Genomic DNA, 20721 nt, shown 5'->3' with positions numbered 1-20721 from the left:
TATTGTTTCTTGGGTTGATACTTAGTCCTATTGGTCTAATGGGGCTAATCGTTTTTATTAATTGTTGAAAATCTCTTTTACAATCTCGCGATCATCGAAGTGGTGCTTTACGCCCTTGATGTCTTGATAGTCTTCGTGACCTTTTCCGGCAATGAGAATCACATCGCCTTTTTTCGCCATCATGCATGCTGTGCGGATGGCTTCTTTCCGGTCTACGATGCTGACAACTTTCTTGAGTTGTTGATTATTAAGTCCGGCGAGCATGTCGTTGATGATATCCTGTGGCTCTTCAAAGCGAGGGTTGTCGCTTGTAATGATGACCTTGTCGCTTTGTTTCGCAGCTTCTTGCGCCATTAGTGGACGTTTGCCCTTATCACGGTTACCACCTGCACCGCAAACGGTAATCACTTGTCCCTTTCCATTGAGCACTTCGTGGATGGCGTTGAGTACATTTTCGAGGGCATCGGGGGTATGGGCATAGTCTACGATGGCCGTAAATCCTTCGGGAGAATGGATGGGTTCGAGGCGACCGCTAACGCTATGGAGTGTGCTCATGACCACCAATACGTCTTCAGGTTTTTGTCCTAGCATGATGGCGGCGCCATAAACGGCCAACAGATTGCTCACGTTGAATTTGCCAATGAATTGTACGCCTACTTCACGGCCGTCGATTTCGAGATACATTCCTTCGAAGTGGCACTCTAAGATACGCGCTCTGAAGTCGGTCATGCTGCGCGTGCTGTAGGTTTTGATAGTCGCTTTGGTGTTTTGAACCATCACCATGCCGTTCTTATCATCGGCATTGGTAATGGCAAAAGCGTCTTTACCGAGACCATCGAAGAATGCTTTCTTGGCATCACGATAGTTTTCGAAAGTCTTGTGATAGTCCAAATGGTCGCGTGTAAGGTTGGTGAATAGGCCGCCAGTGAACTTCAATCCTCCGATACGTTTCTGTGCAATGGCGTGAGAAGAGCACTCCATGAATGCATATTCACAGCCGGCTTCGACCATTTTACCGAGCAACATGTTCAGCTCAATGGGGTCGGGAGTGGTATGATCTGTAGGAATTGCCTCGTCTTCTATGTAGTTACAAACGGTCGAGAGAAGCCCACATTTATAGCCTAACTTACGAAACATATTATATAATAAGGTGGCTATGGTGGTTTTCCCGTTTGTTCCGGTGACACCGACGAGCTTCAGTTTGTGCGAAGGATTGCCGTAAAATAAGGTCGCTACTTTGCCTACTGCATCTTCGGTAGATTCCACTTGCACATAAGTGATGCCTTCGGTGGGTTGTTCGGGCATGTCTTCGCAGAGCACGGCAACTGCCCCTAGCTCAATGGCTTTGGGTATAAACTTGTGTCCGTCGACCTGTGTGCCCCTCATTGCAACGAACAAATGACCCTTTGCAATGCGTCGTGAGTCGATGTTTACTCCTGTGATGTCAACGTCGGCATTGCCTTCCAAGCGGATAGGCTTGACGTTTTTCAGTAATTCTGTTAGTTTCATTATCTTTCTTATCATTGTAGATGAGTGTGCAGATGTTTTGGTTTCTGTCTCTCACCTTATATTTATATTCACTCTAAAGTCAGTACAATTTTTTCTTTCTTGGCTATCTTGTGACCGGGCTCGAGTGATTGTTTCACTACTTTTCCGCGTCCGATGAGGTAGGTTTTCACCCCTCTGCTCTCCAATAAGAATACCGCATCGCGGGCTCCCATGTTGTGTACGTCGGGTATAACGCGATGTCCGTAGGTCTTCTCGCGTGTCAAATTCACACTGTTCTTGCTTTGAATACGAGCCTTTCCCCATATAGGATTCCCGTCAGCATACGATCCTCCCCATCCTTTATTGGCGCTAATGCCTAGATGAGACAGCACATAATCAGCGGCCAATATATTGCCTGCCTTTACATCGGGGACGAAGATGGAGGCCGAATCGCGTGCGTCCGTCACGTGAAGTTTCAGACTTTGAGCCATAATACCTTCTGCAATATCGTGGAATACTACTCCGCTCATGCCGCCACCCGATGCCGGTAGGCCACTCTTTTGGATGCAAACGATGCAACTATAGCGCGGTGCATCGTCGGGGAAGTAGCCTGCGAAGCTCAACAGATAGTTGGTTTGACCGGTCTTATAGCCTCCTGCACCTTGCGAAATTTGTGCCGTACCAGTCTTACCTGCCACTCTGAAAGATGGCGAACCGGCTTTCTTACCTAGTCCTTGACTCACAACGTGATCCAATATAGTCTGTATTTCGTGCAAGGTCTTGTCGCTACAAATACGTGGACGCATCACTTGTGGTGGGAAATCCATGATGACTTCGCCATTTTTTACGACTTGTTTGACGAATCGCGGACGCATCATTCGACCGTTGTTAGCTATCGTATTATAGAATGTAAGGGTCGAAATAGGCGGTATCTGCGTTTCGTAACCGATGCTCATCCATGGCAATGAGGTTTTACTCCAGTTGGTATACTGTCCACGGCTGTTCTTTTTAGGCATTCGTATACGTGCCGTGGTGGCACCGACAAGCGGTATATGCAGATTGTCGGCAAGTCCTGTACGGTATATTCCACGTATAAACTTTTCCGGATTGTTATGGTAATGGTCGTCAACAATGCGACTTACACCGATGTTTGAACTGTACATCAGTGTTTGGGGAAGTGTGATGAGCCCGTAACCGCCGCGTCGCCAGTTATGGTCTTTCATCTCTCTGCCGTACATAGGCCACACTCCGCCGGCCGTCTCTACGGTATATGAGGTGTCTACCATGCCGTCTTCGAGAGCTACCATGATGGAAGCGGGCTTGAAAACAGAACCGGGTTCGAGCAAATCGCTCACTGCATGGTTGTGTATTTCGCGGTATTCGCCATCCACACATTTCTCCATGTTCACGATAGCTTTGATGTCGCCGGTAGCTACTTCCATTACGATGGCTACACCGACATTGGCATTGATGAACTTCAACTCGTCGAGTAAGGCGCGTTCGGCCAAGTCTTGCATACCCACATCGATGGTTGTTACGATGTCGGCACCATCTATTGGAGGTGTGTCCATGATGTCAAGGAACTTGTTAAGCACCTTGCGACGGTGGATGATACCGTTTGTTCCACGTAGGATGGAGTCATAAGAGAGTTCCAATCCAAATCGCGCGGTATCTTTAGCACCAAACATCGTACCGATGGTACGGCCTGCCAAAGAACCAAAAGCCCGCTTTCTAGCGTTGAATTCTTCGTAATGGAATCCACCTTTATAAGATGTAAGTTTGAATACAGGGAGAGCTTTCACCTCGGTAAAAGTGTTGTAGTCAATGCGCTTACTCCATATCGGCCAGTTCCTACTCTGCTTGCTTCTGCCTTCAGCCAACTCGCGTTTGAATGCCGATGCAGGTTTTTCGGAGAAGATAGCAGCTAATCCTTGGCAGATAGAATCCTCTTTTTCATCCCACAGTGAATCATTACCGGCGTCGCTTAGTGCCTTGAAATCCATGTAAATCTTGAATTCCGGAAGCGAACTAGCCATCAGTTGACCGTCGCAACTTAGGATGTTTCCTCTGACAGGCTTCACGCTTACACTGTCTTTTTTGACGCGTTCGGCCACCCGCATCCAGTAGTCTCGCTTCGCAGTCATGAGGTATAGCGTCTTCCCAATCACCGCAAGAGCTATCAATGTCATCACGATGGCGATGGCACTGTAGCGAGGCATTATCTTCTTATATTCAAATTTACTCATGAATCACTTATTTCCCGTCGGGCACATTGATGATATATGGGGGTTGGCTAGCTATCTTTAGTGTGCTGTCGTTGCTGTTTTTGAGCATCTCCAGTACATGACTTTCGCGACAAAGTTCCGTCAGATTACTGCTGCTCGATAAGGCTTTATACTTCGTATCTTGCAGTTGTTTGTTCAAACGGTCTATCTCTATCAGGTCTTTCTGTACACTGTAGCGATTTGCTGTGTACACGATGGCAAAGAAAGTGATAAGCAGAAATACCCATATTTGGCGTCGAATGGCTTGTGTAGTCAATATGTCGCCACCCAACACTTTGCGCAGTGTGAAGTCGGAAGAGTGGGGAGCTTCGTCTTCATTGGCCTGCTCCTCAATGGTTTCTTTAAGAGATAAACCTGTATCGGTGTTCTCTATAGCCTCTTTCTTCTTTATGTCTATGTCTTGTTCTGTCTTGTTCATCTCTTTGCAGCAATTCTTAATTTGGCGCTACGACTACGTGGGTTAACTGTTTGTTCATTGTTGTCGGGTACTATCACTTTGTTGTTGACGAGTGTGAAAGGTGTCTCTATGCAACCATAGAAGTCTTGTATAATTTTCCCCTCTACGTTCCCGGCCTTCATAAAGTTTTTTACGATACGGTCTTCCAAACTGTGATAGGTAATGACCGACAGTCTTCCACCTTCGCATAGCAGTTCGCTTGCGGCTGTCAACATTTCTTTGAGTGCATCCATTTCGTGATTCACTTCTATGCGTAGGGCTTGAAACAAGCGTGCCATATCTTTCTTTTCACGTTCGCGTTTGAACAAGGGCTCCATCACGGCTAGAAAATCTTGTGTTGTATCAATGCGTTTCGTAGCTCTGCTCTTGACGATGGCTGAGGCGATACGATACGAGCTTTTCAATTCGCCATACAAATAGAAGATATCAGCCAACTTCTCTTCCGGGTAGTCATTTACAATGTCTGCGGCCGTCATACCAGCTCTTTTGTTCATTCGCATATCGAGCGGACCGTCGAAACGGAATGAGAATCCGCGGGTCTCATCGTCGAAGTGGTGACTCGAAACGCCCAAGTCGGCTAGTAGTCCGTTTATATGTTCCACACCATAATAGCGCATCCAGTTCTTCAAATATCTGAAGTTGGAACGTACAAAGGTGAATCGTGGGTCGTCGGTGAATCTTATAGCTTGTGCCTCATTCCCATCTTCTGACTGGTAGATGTTTTGCTCGGCATCGGCATCTTGATCGAAACTGTATAAATGAGCATCTTGTGGCAATCGCGAAAGAATCTCTCTGCTATGACCACCACCGCCAAATGTAACATCAACATACACCCCGCCATCGTGAATGTTTAGCCCATCGATGCTGGGATGGAGCAATACAGGGGTGTGATATAACACCTCTCCCTCTTTTTCTCCCAAGGAGGAAGGGGGGTTATTGGTTGTTGATCTTGTTTGATGATATTTGGTTTTTGCCATATATTTGTTTCTTATGTCCTTTGCTATCTCTTTTGGTGAGAGAACCGGAGAAAATTGCTATGGGTGGTATTTTGTATCTTTATTCTTCTTTTCCCATAGCTTCCAGCGCTTTTCCAAACTCTTCGCTGTTCATAAAAGGCCTGTCGTCAGTGCGTCTACTCCATATTTCGATGGTATCATCCATGCCGATAAACTTGATTTCTTGCTCAATATCGGCCAACTTCAGATACCGTTTTGGAATCAGAAAACGCCCATTCCCATCGAGCGTCAGTATCTCTACGTCGGATACGAACTGTCTAAAGATTTGCTGGTCTTTCGCGTTCCAGCGGTTTAAACGTTGACGTAAGAAGTCAAGTTGTGCGTTCCAAACAGATTCTGGATACAATACCAAGCAGGGCTGGAATACATCTTTGCGCATAATGAGGCTTTCTTCGCCCGATGCTTGAAGCACCTTGCGGAATGTAGCCGGCAGAAAAGCTCTGCCTTTGGCGTCGGTTTTAGCCTCTATGTTACCTAAAAAGCGCATGCGTTCTTATATAATATGAAATTTCGCATCAAAGATACATAAAATTCCCCATTATTCTCCACTTTTCCCCACAAATCTTTTTTAAACTCTCGTTTTTTGTTTTTAATGCTGTAGTGACGCGCTTTGAAAGCTTTGATTTTTTGTGGTTGAAAACACCATTCTCCATAGGTGAAAAGGCGCTTACTTTGCTGTTAATGCTTAGCTTTTTGTGTGTGGTGATGTCGTACATCTTACATTCGTCAAAAAATAATAATAAAAAACAGACTAAATGTAACTTATTTAAAAAACTTATGTTATTTTTGCATGTAGTTAGTGTTAGTTGAATGAGTGAAAGTATAGAGAATACTATCGATATTGATGATATTCTGAAAAGCAAGATGGGAGCAAAGGTTAAGTATGTTCCCGGCTTTGTTGTTTCGTGGCTCAAGCACATTGTTCATCAAGACGAGGTAAACCGTTATCTTTGGGAAAGCCGGGATAAAGTGGGAACCGAGTGGCTTGAAGAATGTGTTCGGTATCTTGATATGACACTCGACATCGTTGGCGTGGAGAACTTACCCGATAAAGACGATGGAAAACTCTACACTTTCGTATCCAACCATCCCTTGGGAGGTGCCGATGGGGTAGCATTAGGTTCTATCATCGGGCGGCATTATGATGGTCGTTTCCGCTATTTGGTAAACGATTTGCTGCTCAATCTGCCGGGATTGAAGCCTGTAAGCATTGGTATTAATAAGACAGGAGGTCAGAGTCGCAACTTTCCCGCGATGGTAGAAGCGGGTTTCCAAAGCGATAATCACATGTTGATGTTTCCTGCAGGACTTTGTAGTCGCAAGATAGATGGGCAGATACACGACATCCCGTGGAAAAAAACATTCATCTCAAAGAGTGTGGAATATCAGCGAGATGTAGTGCCTATTCACTTCGGTGGACAAAATTCTGAAAAGTTTTATCGCATTGCTAATACCTGTAAAGCGCTCGGATTGAAATTCAATGTAGCCATGTTGTTTTTGGTCGACGAGATGTACAAGAATGTGCATAAGACTTTTCGGGTAGCTATAGGAAAACCTATTCCTTGGCAAACTTTTGATAAAAGCAAATCTTCGATGGAATGGGCGAAATTTGTCGAAGACCGTGTTTATGAACTATAATAAAGACCAAATAAGAGCAAATGGAAGAAGAGATTATCCAGCCTGTCAGTAAAGAGTTGCTCAAGAGCGAATTAACGCCCGACAAGCAGTTCCGTATGACCAATAAGAGTCACAATGAAATCTACATTGTTACGGGCAACGACTCTCCTTATGTAATGCGCGAGATAGGGCGATTACGTGAAATTGCTTTCCGTACTGCAGGTGGTGGAACGGGTAAGTCGATGGATATCGATGAGTTTGATGTAGGCGATAATTGCTACAAACAGTTGATCGTGTGGAATCCCGATGCCGATGAGATTATCGGAGGATACCGTTATCAGTATGGGGCTGACTGGAAATTGAACGATAATGGGCAACCGGCTTTGGCCACAAGTCATATGTTCCACTTCTCTGATGAGTTCATCAAAAACTATATGCCGTACACGGTTGAGCTAGGACGATCGTTTGTTTCGCTTGAATATCAGAATGTTCGTACGAACACGAAATCTATTTTTGCACTCGATAATCTGTGGGATGGGCTAGGCGCGTTGACGGTTATCAATCCCAAACTGAAATATTTCTTCGGTAAGATGACGATGTATCCTTCTTATATCCGTCGTGGTCGCGATATGATACTTTACTTCTTGAAGAAGCATTTCGATGATAAAGAGCGTCTCATATTACCGATGAAACCGCTCAAAATAGAGACTTCTGATGAAGAACTAAAGGCAATATTCACAGAAACTGATTTCCGTGCAGATTATAGAATATTGAATCGCGAGATTCGCAAGTTAGGTTATAATATTCCTCCATTGGTAAATGCTTATATGAATCTCAGTCCGACAATGAAGTTATTCGGCACTGCTATCAATTATGGATTCGGTGATGTGGAAGAGACCGGTATCTTGATAGCAGTCGATGAAATATTGGAAGATAAGCGAGTTCGACATATTGATAGCTTCATCAAGGAACATCCGGAAGCTCTAAAAATCACAAGTGGTGCAAACAATGTGATTTATAAAGATAAAGATTAAATAAATAAGGGTGATGGTACGTGGATGTCCATCACCCCTATTTGTTTTGATAGGGAACTATTATTAAGTTTGTTTCCTGATTTTTAATACAGGCTCGTCCTGTGATTTGTATTGGAAATTCTTATATTTGCAAATAGTTCCTTAGTGATTTGCAAATGAAAAAGATTTTAATAGCCTTTACTTTGTTTGTTGTTATATGTCTATTGGTGCAATGGTTGATGCCCATAGGTGATAGAAGACCGTTTCCTCAGGCATTTCGAGAAGGTATGAATGCGGTGAAATGGGTTAAATTTGTAGATTCTAATTATTGTTATACCTTTATGTATCCTTCCTTCTTTGTACGCGAAGAGCGAACGGATGGCTCTGTGGCTTTTGGCTATCATGCCCACGAAATGAACGTCATATTGGAAAGCAAGGTGTCTGATGCGGACGATCAACGGCGATTGGAATACATTCGTGAGGGCGAAATGGAGGATTTAAAAGATTATCGTTACTATTTACATGGTATTCAACGAGGTGGTAAACTCTATTCTCTCGCACTCTATTATCCTGCAGAATACCGTCATTGTATGCAACGTTTGATATGGAAAGTAAAAACTTGGAAGTGCGATACCATTAGGTTGCGTATGCCGGATAAAGAGACTTCGCTGATTAAAAAGTAATGATGATAGTCTATCGGCGGCTCCCTCTCCTTGAGAGAGGGATGGGGAGAGGTTTCTGCAGCGGCTCGGCAATATTGCTGTCTCGGCTTTTCAGTAATGCTGTTTGGGCTTCGCAGTATCGCTGAAGTGCCTTTGCAGTGAATTATTTTTGTTGTTTTCGTGCTTTTTTCTTACTTTTGTCGTTATATAAAAGATTTAAGTTTCGCATGTATGCTCAACTTTAGAGTTATCGGGAGTTAAAGGGAGTTAGGAGGAGTTATCGGACAAATGTCCGTTATCTCCGGTTACTTTCCGTTATCTCCCATCAATTCTAAGCTATGTATAAACTTGCGAAAGTCAAATAAAAAAGCTGTCATGGACTATACAATCAATGTACGTGGTCAACTCATGGACCTTTCTACGCCGAAAGTGATGGGCATTGTGAACATCACACCTGATTCTTTTTTTGAAGGAAGCAGGAAACAAACGGAGGCTGAGATAGCCGAACGTGTGCAACAAATTGCAAAAGAGGGCGGTTCCATCGTGGATGTAGGAGCTTTTTCTACACGTCTCGGAGCATCGGAAGTAAGTGAAGAAGAGGAGGCGCGTCGACTACAGTTTGCATTGGAAATTGTACATCGCGAATGTCCGGAACTACCTATTTCGGTAGACACTTATCGCCCCCGTGTGGCGCGAAAGTGTGTAGAAGAGTGGGGAGCCGACATTATCAACGATGTATCGGAAGGCGGATTGACAGGTATCGTAAATCAACCTATCCACGAAGATGAGAGTATGTTTGCTACTGTTGGAGAGTTGAAAGTACCTTATATCTTGATGTCTGTGAAGCCTACATTGAAAGAAATGTTGATAGCTTTCGCCGATGAAGTACAGCAATTACGCGACTTTGGAGTGAAAGATATTATCCTTGATCCCGGTTATGGGTTTGGGAAAACGCTGCAACAAAACTATCAATTGATGCAAGAAGCAGAAAAGTTACAGGTCTTGGAACTACCGATTTTGGTAGGAATATCGCGTAAAACGCTGATTTATAAATTGATAGGTGGAACACCATTGACCTCGTTGAACGGTACCACGGTGCTGAATACGATTTCTCTCATGAAAGGTGCCGGCATCTTACGCGTACATGATGTGAAAGCAGCGATGGAATCGGTAAAAATTGTAAATGAACTAAATATGTCTTATGCCCTTTGACTTTGGAATAAAAGATGTAATTGACATCTTTCTAGTAGCGCTGATACTCTACTATATCTACACCTTGATGAAGGAGAGCCGTTCGCTGAATGTGTTCATCGGAATCATGGTATTCGTACTCGTTTGGCTTTTTGTGAGTCAGGTATTAGAGATGCGTCTGCTCGGAGCTATCCTCAATAAGTTGGTGAGTGTGGGTGTTATCGGACTTATTGTGCTCTTTCAAGAAGAGATACGCAAGTTTCTTTATACCCTTGGAGCACATCAACGATTCAAGAGAATCACTAAGTTTTTTACCAGCAGGGATGAGACGAAGGTAGATAAAGAGTCGATAATTCCGATTGTTTTGGCTTGTATGAGCATGTCGCGCGGTAAAGTTGGTGCCCTCATGGTGATAGAGCGTGGGGCTCCTCTTGATGATATTGTGGCTACGGGCGATGAGATTGATGCTAATATCAACCAACAGTTGATAGAGAATATATTTTTCAAGAACTCGCCATTACACGATGGTGCCATGATTATATCGAAGAAGCGCATCAAGGCTGCGGGGTGCATCTTGCCTGTTTCTCACGACTTGAATATTCCCAAGGAGTTGGGATTGCGCCACCGGGCGGCCATGGGTATATCGCAAAGCAGCGATGCCATTGCCGTAGTCGTGTCTGAAGAGACAGGTCGTATATCCGTTGCTATCAAGGGAGAGTTCCATCTTCGACTCTCGGCAGAGGAATTGGAGAGCATCTTAACACAAGAGATGTAAAGATGCTCTCGGTATTTTAGTTCAACATAAGCTCCATTTCCGCCATTTCATCGGCAAAAATGAATTCTGCCAGTTGAGCCATTCGCATAACCGTTGCGTTTGAATCCGGTTCATCGGTCTTTCTTACTTGTCCATTCTCGATGATGTAATAAGCATTATTCATCGGTATGTCTCGGTCGTGCTTGACACGTATTGAGCACTTGGCATCGGGATGTTGCTCGGCCCATAATTGCAATGCCAGTTTGGCATTGATGATGCGTAGCATACCGGGAATAGGTTCTGTGGTTGGCTTGTAGTGTTCGCCTGCCAGTCGAATGTCTTCTTGTGCCACGGCCAGTTGTTCTTCACTATGTAATAATGTACATGTACGCTCGCGTTGACGCTTGTCGTATTCAGCGAAAGAAACAGTTGCCGCATCGGTCGGGTTGGGCTTACATGTGATGCAACGGGCGTAGCCTTGTTTGCCATACCAGTCGTAGAGCCATGGCTCGGCAGGTATCAATGTGGCGAAGATTACATCGTGATGGAACAGATTGAAGTGGGCTTGAGCCATCAAGTTGCTGCCGATATTTTGCTTTCGCGATTCCTCTTCCACGCTCACTCCGCTGATATAAGCCGTCTTAGCCTCCGTTCCGTGATAGAGAAGTGGGTAAGGCAAGGTTTGTAGAGCGGCCGAAACATGGTAATCGAGTTGGCAACAAATGTTGTATTCGGGGCGATATACGCGGTCGAAATAGAGTTTGATGAACGCGTCGGAGTCGTGGAAAGTGTCTTTCCACAGCTTCATTACTTCTTCCTTGATACGACCTTGGTCTTCAAACTGAGCCAGTGGACGTTTTTCCATGATGACGTTCTTTTCCAAGAGAATATCCGGTTTGTAGCTCAGTTTGGCTCTACGGAGTCCCTCGTCGCCCATATCTTCTTCGCGATTGATATAGATATATTGTTCTGGAATATGTTTGGCAAACTCTTGATTGATGATGGTAAAAGCTCCCTCGTAGTTGGTATCTGCCTTTTCTACGCATACATCGAACGTCGTTTGGTTGATAGGCGTGCCGTAAGTGAAAGCTATCAACTTGTCATCTACCCATATCGTGCCGCCCATTAAGCCCAGTTCGTCCCAGTGGTCGAACGCCCTTGTCATCGAACGCATCTCGCTATAGATGCTATGTCCTTCGGTATCATCCTCTTGGCCGGCTCGCCATTCACCCGCCAGTCGTTGACATTCAGGTATCATGTCGGTGGTGAGTGCACGATATTCGTAGTCGGGATAGAGACTTTTAAACTTGTTGATGTGGTTTCGTTTGCTCTGTAATTTCTTGCCGGAAAGCGTTATCAACTTGCTTCGCAGATAGATATAATCAGAGTAATCGCGGTCGGGGGTGATGCTGAATGTATCTGGAAATGCATTTTCAATGATGTCTACGCAGAAGTTACACACTCCTAACATCAAGAAAGGATGACCCATAGCGATGGAATCGTTGCGTATTTCGCGAATCACATGAGCCGAGCATTCATCGCAAATCTCTACCTTCCGTTTTCCATCGGCGTCGATTTTAGCATGTGGAATAGGCATCATATAGGCCAAATGCTGACCTGTATAAAATCTGAAAACAAGGAAATCGTCTACGATTGTCCACTCGGTGTTATATAGAAATCGCCAACTGAAGATGTTGGCAAATGACAAATCGCAGTTTTGGCGTTCCCCCAAGAGGGTATAATCCTGAATAATCTGCTTGTCGGCAGTGGTCAAAGCTTTGAATTTTAACATGTAATCGAAATGATAGTTTCGTTCTTACAAAATTATGTTTTTTTATCCGATAGACAAATACTGTGTCATTTATTTTTGTTAATTTTGCAAAGTGGGAGTGGCAAAACGGGCTGTGTGACGCCATCCCACAGAACATATTATAGAATTATCATAACATAAAACTATGGATTTATTACAACAAATCGTTGCCAGAGCAAAAGCAGATAAGCAACGTATTGTGCTTCCTGAAGCCACTGAAGAGCGCACCTTGAGAGCAGCCGACCGTGTTTTGGCCGACGACATCGCTAACATCATCCTCATTGGTAATCCCAATGAAATACATAAACTAGCCGAGGCATGGGACTTAACCCATATTGATAAGGCTACCATCATTGACCCGTTGAACAATCCCAAGTGCGAAGAATATGCCGAACAGTTGGCAGAGCTACGCAAGAAAAAAGGTATGACCATTGAGCAGGCACGCGAGTTGGTGAAGAATCCTTTGTATCTTGGCTGTATGATTATCAAGACCGAAGGTGCCGACGGACAGATTTCCGGTGCATTAAGTACGACCGGTGATACCCTTCGTCCGGCTCTACAGATTATTAAATGTGCTCCCGGTATCACCTGTGTCAGTGGTGCTATGCTACTCGTAACAGAGCAGAAGCAGTATGGAGAAGATGGTGTCATCGTTATGGGAGATGTGGCCGTGACGCCAATGCCCGATGCCGACCAGCTCGCACAGATAGCTGTGTGTACCGCAGCAACCGCTCAAAGCGTGGCAGGGTTTGAAGAAGCACGTGTAGCGATGCTGAGTTTCTCTACCAAGGGAAGTGCTAAGCACGAAGTAGTAGATAAGGTGGTTGAGGCAACACGCTTGGTAAAGCAGCGTTGTCCGGAGTTGAAAGTCGACGGAGAGTTGCAGGCTGATGCTGCTTTGGTACCTTCCGTAGGTCAGAAGAAAGCTCCCGGTAGTGCTATTGCAGGCAATGCCAATGTGCTCGTAGTGCCCAACTTGGAAGTTGGAAATATCGGTTATAAACTCGTTCAGCGCTTGGGTAACGCCATCGCCATCGGTCCAATCCTCCAAGGTATTGCTCGTCCGGTGAACGATTTGAGCCGTGGTTGTTCTGTAGAAGACATTTATTACATGGTTGCCATCACTGCTTGTCAGGCACAAGATGCCGTAAAGTCTCGTTAAATCAAATAAAAGTAGAATATATGAATATCTTAGTATTGAACTGTGGTAGCTCTTCTATCAAGTACAAGTTGTACAACATGGATACCGAAGCCGTGCTGGCTCAGGGTGGTGTAGAGCGTATCGGTCTCGACGAGGCTTTCATCAAAGTAACGTTACCTAGCGGTGATAAGAAGAAGATTATGCATGACATGCCCGACCATAAGGAAGGCGTGAACTTCGTATTCAAGTGCTTGCTCGACCCGGAAATAGGTGCTATCAAGGATTTGAAGGAAATAGATGCTGTCGGACATCGCATCGTGCAGGGTGGAGATAAGTTCTGCCAGAGCGTCATCGTAGACGAAAAGGTGGAAGAGGGAATCGAAGAACTGTGCGATTTGGCACCTGTTCACAACGCTGGACACCTACGTGGACTCCGCGCTGTAGACGCTTTGATGCCCGGAACTCCGCAGGTTTGCGTCTTCGACAACGCATTCCATTCTACCATGCCCGACTACGCTTACTTGTATGGCGTGCCTTACGAGCTCTACGAGAAGTACCATGTACGTCGTTATGGTTTCCATGGAACTAGCCACCGCTACGTTTCTCAGCGTGTGTGTGAGTATTTGGGACGCGACATCAAGACCCAGAAAATCATTACATGCCATATCGGTAACGGTGCGAGTGTAACTGCTGTGAAGTATGGCGAGTGCGTAGATACCTCTATGGGACTTACTCCTTTGGCAGGTGTGATGATGGGTTCGCGCTCCGGCGATATTGATCCGTCGGCTGTAACTTATCTCATGGACAAGCTCGGAAAGAAGCCGCAAGAGATGGCCGATTTCTTAAACAAAGAGAGCGGAGTACTCGGTATCACCGGTATCTCTAGCGATATGCGCGAAATAGAAAGCGCTGCCAAGGAAGGAAACGAGCGTGCTCAGTTGGCTTTGAAGATGTACGACTATCGTATTAAGAAGTATATCGGTGCTTATGCAGCAGCAATGGGTGGTGTCGACATCATCGTTTGGACAGCCGGTGTAGGTGAAAACCAAGTTGGAACTCGTTTGCAGTCTTGCTCAGGTTTGGAATTCTTGGGTGTTAAGATGGATGCCGAGGCCAACAATGTGCGTGGTAAAGAGGCTATCATCTCTGCCCCCGACAGTAAGGTTACAGTCTGCGTGATCCCGACAGACGAGGAGATTGTGATTGCTCGCGATACCATGTCATTGGTTCAAGGAAAGTAAATAAGTGAGTTGGAGTTGGCTTCTTTCAATGAGAAGCCAAATGCTTGGGTAACTGATTCGGGCGTATATACATTTAAGGTGGGTGCTTCCAGCCGCGACATCAAAGATAGCGCTACTCTCAAACAAAAGGGTAACACTGTGAAAGTACATCAGATTCTGGAACCTAAACATAAGTTGAATCTGCTCAAATAATTAATAGCGGAGAACGTTAAACGCCCTCCGCTATTTTCTTTGTATGATATATAAGAGTCCTTTTTGCTATTGATGTTCTTTCAGGTACCCTCTTAGTGACACGTAGTTGAGGCGCTTCAGACGAATGATTCCAATGGTTTCCATGCCGAGACTCGCATATCTACGCATCCGTTAGATTTGAAAGCGACACCTTCGGAACGCAAGAGTTGAGGCTGTTCGACCCATCCCGGAGCCGTTCGACCGGCCGCATTGACAACTCTGTGACAAGGTAAATGCAGGGCTGGAGGGACTTCTCTAAGTGCTCGTCCCACCATGCGAGCATGTTGAGGCCAACCGGCTAGACGTGCCAGTTCGCCGTAAGTGACGACACGTCCTGCCGGTATTTGCGTTACCATACTATATATGTCGCTGTAGAAAGTATCGTGTTGAGGGCGTGGCATTATCTGTTTTTAGTCTATCTTTATGTCGAATTCATCGCATTTTCCTTTGCGATGAGCAAATTGTTTGGTAGTAGACGAGATGCCGAATAATGGAGAATAGGTTCTAACACTGATAGTCTTTCCATCGGGGTTGAACTCTAATATGCGGAGCCATCCATCTCCTCCGTTTCCTTCCCAACCACCACCAAGGCATTGTACGTTGAACATCATCTGGTGAACCGACTTGTTTGCAGTGTTTTTATCGCATCGGTAGGCTACATTATCTTCAAATGACCCCGGTTGACCGGTATGTCCACAGATAACAAGACGAATATTGGATGAGGGGAAAATCAACTTCTCCCATATATCCTTGCCGTAGTTTGCCGGCTTGATTTTGTAATTCTCGTTAGCTGTTCGCTCGGCTGTTCGTCCTTTCAAGAATGAATGTGTGATTACAAATACTTTGTAATCCTTGTATTTTTTGTCTGCTGCAAGTTTCTTAGCCCACTCTAATACCTCATCGCGTGGTGCCCATTCTAAGGCAATCACTAAGATGTCTCCCCATGTTTTCTCGTGGAAAGCATACGCAGCATCTTCGAGTGATACCTTACCTTCGCGATTGGGATAGGTGGCAACCACGCAGTTTTTCCATTTGGAATTGCGTTCCATGGGGAAATATTCTGGGAAATGGGTGAATCCTTCGTCTCCTCTTACGTAACCATATTCATGGTTTCCGGTAGAGATAATGTAGGGAACGCGGTTGTCAAGACGCTTCATGCAGTGCGAAGCCCACTCCCACATCTGTTTACTCGTTTGGTTGCTTATCCTTGGAATGGGCACATAATTCTCGTTTTGTTCCACCAAATCGCCGGTCAGGAGTACAGCCTTTGTGTTGAGATGGTCTATATTGTCGGCACACCATGCTGTACAAAGCTCAAACAGCGGCTGATTGACATCGTACTTGGTATATCCTTGCGGGTCGCCCATGAGTATGAAAGAGAATGAATTGGGGTCGTTGAGCGATTGGCGGTCTGCTCGTTGCTGCGCCATGCCTGTAAGGAAACAGGCTGATAAAAGCGTAAGTAATAAGCTATGTTTCATGTTAAATAGGTATATGATTATAAATGAAGAGCCTCAAAGTTACAAAGAATCTAGATGTTCACCAAATTTGTGGATACTTATAATTAGTCTAGCTTATGTTAGTTTATATGGTATGGGGCTAGGATTAAGGGCTCCTATTGCAATTGTAAGATTCAGATGTATTCTGATGATGTAGAATCTTGTATGCCCCTTTTTTATTCGTTATGTTTGGGATTTATTTGAATTAGCCGTATCTTTGCAGAATAGACAAAGAGAAAAATATAAAGCATAGATAATGGGAAAAATTATTTTGACGGGCGACCGACCCACCGGAAAATTACACCTCGGTCATTATATTGGTTCATTGCGTCGTCGTGTGCAACTTCAAGAGGCCGGAGACTACGACCGTATGTTTGTGTTTATGGCCGACGTACAGGCATTGACGGACAATGCCGATAACCCGGAGAAGATTAGACAGAACTTGATTGAAGTGGCATTGGACTATTTGTCAGCAGGTTTGTCGCCCGATAAGTGTACACTCTATGTACAAAGTCAGATACCTGAATTGGCCGAATTGACTACTTATTTGATGAATCTCATCACGGTATCTCGCGTTCAGCGCAATCCTACGGTGAAGACAGAGATTAAGATGCGCAACTTTGAAGCCAACATACCATTGGGCTTTTTCTGTTATCCCGTGAGTCAGGCAGCCGATATTTTGGCTTTCAATGCCACGACGATTCCTGCTGGTGAAGACCAAGAACCGATGTTGGAAGTGACCCGCGAGATTGCTCGTCGCTTCAATCAGACCTATTCTGAGGTGTTTGTAGAACCCAATATCATGCTGCCGGAGAATGCTACGGCTCGCCGTTTGCCCGGTACCGACGGCAAAGAGAAGATGAGTAAGAGCCTTGGTAACTGTATCTATCTGAGCGATGATGCCGACACGGTATGGCAGAAGATTCGTTCGATGTATACTGACCCTGACCATTTACGTGTCGACGATCCTGGAAAAGTGGAGGGAAATGCAGTGTTTACTTATCTTGATGCATTTTCTACCGATGATGACTTCGCTGAGTTTTGGCCGGAATATAAGAATCTTCAGGAACTGAAAGACCATTATACACGCGGTGGACTAGGAGATATGAAATGCAAGAAGTTCTTGAATCAGATTCTCAATAAGATGTTGGAGCCTATTCGGGTGCGCCGTCATGAGTTTGAACAAGATATTCCTGCCATCTACGACATCCTTAAAAAAGGTTCGGAAGATGCTCGTGAAGTGGCAGCAAAGACCATGGATGAGGTGCGTAAAGCTATGCGTATAGACTATTTCAACGATGCCGAACTGATACGTCAGCAAGCAGAACGTTTCCGCAAATAAACGAGACGAGAAACTCGAAATATCCAAATAGATGTCTATATTAAATATAGGTAGCCGATGAAAATCGTTAACTTGCTACGGCGAATGTTTGAGGTCGTCTTCTTACCGATTCGCTTGAACGCGCTGTTTTTTGTTTTCATGTATGCGTTGGGAATTCTCAGCGCATGGCTCACATTGCCTAATACGAGTTGGGCAAGGGTCTATGATAACCTCTATTTGGAAATGTTGCTCGAAGTTTATGCTGCTTGTGTGGTGTTGGCACTGCTTCCTCGCAAGTTCAGAGCGGTGGCAAGGGCTGTGTTTTATGTCGTGATGTATGCGGTAACTCTTGTAGATACCTACTGTTTTGTGAAGTACGACTCGACCATTACGCCCACAATGCTGTTGCTGGTAGATGAGACTAACGGCCGCGAAGCACGCGAATTCTTGACTTCAACACTCTCTCCCGACGTGATGTTTAGTCGCGTGGGGTGGGTATTGCTGTTGATATTGGTGCATATCTTGGTGGTTTGTCGCAAGTGGTGGAGTCGCTATGTAAAGCAAACTTTTACTCGCGAAATCATTAATAATCCCGCTAAAGGATTGCCAAATATGCCTTGGGGTGCCCCTGTTATGGGTTTATTGACGACCGTTCTACTAGTTTGGGGTGGTATCACGAGTGCACATAACAAGGTGGCTACAGTGGAATTGATGACCGGTAGTAACATCGGTGATGTGGAACATACACTTACGGCTAAAGACCACGCGGTACTTTTCACCCCCATGCAGAGGTTGGTTTTTAGCGTATATGCCAATTCTTTGGCCTCACAACAGATAGATAAGCTCATTGCTTCGGCTGATAAGGTGCAGGTGGACAGTTGTTCTTATCGCTCTCCAGAGATCGTGTTGATTATCGGTGAGAGCCTCGGTAGACATCATTCACAGCAGTATGGATACTTCATGCCGACCACTCCGCGACAGATTGCCCGTGAGAAAAGTGGCAGATTGGTGCCTTTTACCGATGTTGTCTCGTGTTGGAATCTCACTAGTTTCGTCTTTAAGAACGTGTTTTCTACCCATGTCATCGGGCAGAAAGGGGAGTGGTGCGACTATCCACTCTTCCCCGAACTGTTCAGAAAAGCCGGCTATCATGTCACGTTTATCACCAATCAGTTCCTCCCGAAAGCCAAGGAGGCAGTCTACGACTTTAGTGGTGGCTTCTTCTTAAACAATCCAGTGTTGAGCAAAGCACAGTTTGATACGCGCAACGATAGTCTCCATCGATTTGATGAAGACTTGTTAAGAGATTATGATAGACTACGTCAACAGGATAAAAAATATAACTTGACCATCTTTCACTTGCTAGGACAGCATGTTAATTATCGTGATCGTTTCCCGCGAAACCAAACGAAATTCTATGCAAGCAGCTATGAAGACAAGCGTCCGGAACTCAATGATAACAGGCGAAAGATACTGAGTTTTTACGATAATGCGGTGCTATACAACGATTCGGTGGTCGATCAAATCATCCAACGGTTTGAAAATCGCGATGCCATTGTGATTTATATGCCCGATCATGGAGAAGAGTGCTACGAGGAAACTCGCGGTTTTATATGCCGTAATCACAGTTCTGCCATTGACTATCCGTTGGCAAAATACGAATTCGAGATACCTTTTTGGATTTATTGTTCACCCCGTTATGCCCATCAACATCCGGAGATTTACAGGGAGATAGTAGCTGCCCGCAATCGTAAGTACATGACCGATGCGCTACCACATTTGTTGCTTTACTTGGCTGGAATCCATACACCGTATTATCAAGCGGCCTATAATGTGTTGAGTCCTCAATACGATGAGGGGCGGAAACGTATCCTCAAGAACACCGCCGACTATGATTTGTTGAGGTTGAACTATCTTCAAAAGAAATAAAAAGTGATGCCTATGACATCTCCACAAGCCACCCCGCCGCTCCTTTCGCGGGCAGAATGTTCCGCATTACGAGGCCTTGCCATTATCGCTATCGTGATGCATAACTACTCACATTGGCTTAGACACATCGTACAGGAGAATGAATATCAGTATTTTCAACATAATGTAGACTGGTTGAGTCGGGTACTTGTGCATCCCGATGGGCTATTGCCTGTGCATATTTTATCGTTTTTCGGCCATTACGGAGTACCCGTTTTCCTCTTTTTGAGTGCTTACGGACTAGAGCAGAAGTATGCCGTAAAGGAGGCAGGAAGACCATACGACTTTGTTCGTACCCACTTCTTGAAGCTCTTCAAGATGATGATTGTGGGCTTTGTAGCTTTTATTTTGGTAGACCAAATCACTCCCGGAGCGCATCATTATGCTTTCATGGATGTGGTGGCACAACTGGGTATGTTCAACAATCTGTTACCGTCGCCTGATAAAATCATCTGGCCGGGCCCCTATTGGTTTTTTGGTTTGATGTTGCAATTGTACATATTCTACCGCTTTGTCATCTATCGCAGACCTTGGACATGGACGGTTGGTGCCATCATGGTGTGTTGGTTGCTTCAGGTTTTCTGTGATTCGGGAGGTGAAACCCTCAACCGTTTGCGTTATAACATGATTGGTGGAATGCTTCCTTTCGGCCTTGGAGTGCTCTATTCTCGCTATGGTCGTGCGCTTAGTAACCGTGCTTACGACATGATGATGGTGGTTTCGGCACTTTGCATCGTCTTTTTTAGCTACAATTATCAGCTATGGTACTTCGTCCCGGTGTTTATTTGCAGCTTCAGTATCGGTTTGGTGAAGTCGTTGGGACGTTTCCCTCTAATCTTCAATCATTTTGTTTGGGTGGGCTCTATTAGCGCAGCTCTGTTCATATGCCATCCGTTGACTCGTAAGATATTGATTCCTATCAGCCGGCAAGGCGACATCTATACAGGCTTGCTTCTTTATGTTGTGGCTTCTATTTGCATGGCTTGGCTCTTCCGCGAACTCTTGAAACGTATCCCAAATCCTTGAA

19 protein-coding genes are annotated in these 20721 nt (G+C 45.0%); 11 read left to right on the top strand and 8 right to left on the bottom strand.

The window, feature by feature from the left end; genetic code table 11:
• Positions 1-57: 57 nt before the first annotated feature.
• The 5 genes from HMPREF0671_RS00970 to mraZ all read right to left on the bottom strand — a co-directional run bounded on the left by HMPREF0671_RS00970 (position 58) and on the right by mraZ (position 5733).
• Positions 58-1509, bottom strand: coding sequence for a UDP-N-acetylmuramoyl-L-alanyl-D-glutamate--2,6-diaminopimelate ligase (locus HMPREF0671_RS00970; RefSeq protein WP_036896117.1), 1452 nt, complete (start codon positions 1507-1509; stop codon positions 58-60).
• A 68-nt stretch (positions 1510-1577) separates the two neighbouring features.
• On the bottom strand, positions 1578-3734 hold the full coding sequence (locus tag HMPREF0671_RS00965) for a penicillin-binding protein (protein WP_036896115.1): 2157 nt from the start codon (positions 3732-3734) through the stop codon (positions 1578-1580).
• Between the two features lie 7 nt (positions 3735-3741).
• The gene (locus HMPREF0671_RS00960; protein ID WP_156431012.1) at positions 3742-4191 is read right to left on the bottom strand and encodes an FtsL-like putative cell division protein; all 450 of its coding nucleotides are present in this window, start codon (positions 4189-4191) and stop codon (positions 3742-3744) included.
• Entirely contained in the window at positions 4188-5207 is a 1020-nt protein-coding gene (rsmH, locus tag HMPREF0671_RS00955) for a 16S rRNA (cytosine(1402)-N(4))-methyltransferase RsmH (protein WP_084589694.1), read from the bottom strand. The genes HMPREF0671_RS00960 and rsmH overlap by 4 nt, the downstream gene beginning before the upstream one ends.
• A gap of 79 nt (positions 5208-5286) precedes the next feature.
• Positions 5287-5733, bottom strand: coding sequence for a division/cell wall cluster transcriptional repressor MraZ (gene mraZ / locus HMPREF0671_RS00950; RefSeq protein WP_036896112.1), 447 nt, complete (start codon positions 5731-5733; stop codon positions 5287-5289).
• Positions 5734-6056: 323 nt separating this feature from the next.
• Here mraZ and HMPREF0671_RS00940 point away from each other — a divergent pair, with 323 nt between their 5' ends.
• The 5 genes from HMPREF0671_RS00940 (at position 6057) to cdaA (ending at position 10504) form a co-directional block, all read left to right on the top strand.
• The gene (locus HMPREF0671_RS00940; protein ID WP_036896108.1) at positions 6057-6884 is read left to right on the top strand and encodes a glycerol acyltransferase; all 828 of its coding nucleotides are present in this window, start codon (positions 6057-6059) and stop codon (positions 6882-6884) included.
• 20 nt (positions 6885-6904) lie between these two features.
• On the top strand, positions 6905-7897 hold the full coding sequence (locus HMPREF0671_RS00935) for a GNAT family N-acetyltransferase (RefSeq protein ID WP_036896106.1): 993 nt from the start codon (positions 6905-6907) through the stop codon (positions 7895-7897).
• A 155-nt stretch (positions 7898-8052) separates the two neighbouring features.
• Positions 8053-8559: a hypothetical protein gene (locus tag HMPREF0671_RS00930; protein ID WP_036896104.1), complete on the top strand. Its 507-nt coding sequence runs from the start codon at positions 8053-8055 to the stop codon at positions 8557-8559.
• Between the two features lie 354 nt (positions 8560-8913).
• Positions 8914-9750 carry a dihydropteroate synthase gene (gene folP, locus HMPREF0671_RS00925; protein ID WP_036896102.1) on the top strand — a complete coding sequence of 279 codons (837 nt, stop codon included), beginning with the start codon at positions 8914-8916 and terminating at the stop codon, positions 9748-9750.
• Positions 9740-10504, top strand: a complete 765-nt coding sequence (gene cdaA, locus HMPREF0671_RS00920; protein WP_036896101.1) for a diadenylate cyclase CdaA — start codon at positions 9740-9742, stop codon at positions 10502-10504. The genes folP and cdaA overlap by 11 nt, the downstream gene beginning before the upstream one ends.
• Before the next feature lie 16 nt (positions 10505-10520).
• On the opposite strand, the gene HMPREF0671_RS00915 is transcribed toward cdaA, so the two are convergent.
• Positions 10521-12275, bottom strand: a complete 1755-nt coding sequence (locus HMPREF0671_RS00915) for a GNAT family N-acetyltransferase (protein ID WP_036896100.1) — start codon at positions 12273-12275, stop codon at positions 10521-10523.
• 163 nt (positions 12276-12438) lie between these two features.
• Here HMPREF0671_RS00915 and pta point away from each other — a divergent pair, with 163 nt between their 5' ends.
• Genes pta through HMPREF0671_RS00900 form a run of 3 tightly spaced genes read left to right on the top strand, consistent with a single transcriptional unit; the run spans position 12439 to position 14867 of the window.
• A complete protein-coding gene (gene pta, locus HMPREF0671_RS00910) occupies positions 12439-13455 on the top strand; it encodes a phosphate acetyltransferase (protein ID WP_036896098.1) in 1017 nt (338 codons plus the stop codon).
• A gap of 20 nt (positions 13456-13475) precedes the next feature.
• On the top strand, positions 13476-14675 hold the full coding sequence (locus tag HMPREF0671_RS00905; protein WP_036896096.1) for an acetate/propionate family kinase: 1200 nt from the start codon (positions 13476-13478) through the stop codon (positions 14673-14675).
• Positions 14676-14690: 15 nt separating this feature from the next.
• Positions 14691-14867, top strand: coding sequence for a hypothetical protein (locus HMPREF0671_RS00900; RefSeq protein ID WP_156958346.1), 177 nt, complete (start codon positions 14691-14693; stop codon positions 14865-14867).
• A 116-nt stretch (positions 14868-14983) separates the two neighbouring features.
• On the opposite strand, the gene HMPREF0671_RS00895 is transcribed toward HMPREF0671_RS00900, so the two are convergent.
• Entirely contained in the window at positions 14984-15307 is a 324-nt protein-coding gene (locus HMPREF0671_RS00895) for an MGMT family protein (RefSeq protein ID WP_036896092.1), read from the bottom strand.
• Positions 15308-15316: 9 nt separating this feature from the next.
• Positions 15317-16387, bottom strand: coding sequence for a metallophosphoesterase (locus HMPREF0671_RS00890; RefSeq protein ID WP_036896090.1), 1071 nt, complete (start codon positions 16385-16387; stop codon positions 15317-15319).
• Between the two features lie 274 nt (positions 16388-16661).
• Between HMPREF0671_RS00890 and trpS the strand changes: the two genes are divergently transcribed.
• From trpS to HMPREF0671_RS00875, 3 genes are read left to right on the top strand one after another with little or no spacing between them, the layout of a single operon-like run.
• On the top strand, positions 16662-17747 hold the full coding sequence (gene trpS / locus HMPREF0671_RS00885) for a tryptophan--tRNA ligase (protein WP_036896088.1): 1086 nt from the start codon (positions 16662-16664) through the stop codon (positions 17745-17747).
• A gap of 57 nt (positions 17748-17804) precedes the next feature.
• Complete coding sequence (locus tag HMPREF0671_RS00880) at positions 17805-19655, top strand: phosphoethanolamine transferase (RefSeq protein WP_036896086.1); 1851 nt, start codon at positions 17805-17807, stop codon at positions 19653-19655.
• A gap of 12 nt (positions 19656-19667) precedes the next feature.
• A complete protein-coding gene (locus HMPREF0671_RS00875) occupies positions 19668-20720 on the top strand; it encodes an acyltransferase (protein ID WP_036896192.1) in 1053 nt (350 codons plus the stop codon).
• Position 20721: the final 1 nt, after the last annotated feature.

This window comes from Prevotella sp. S7 MS 2 (assembly GCF_000762865.1).
GTDB lineage: Bacteria > Bacteroidota > Bacteroidia > Bacteroidales > Bacteroidaceae > Prevotella.
Note: the sequence above shows the minus strand (reverse complement) of the source record. Positions and strands in the feature narration are given on the sequence as shown.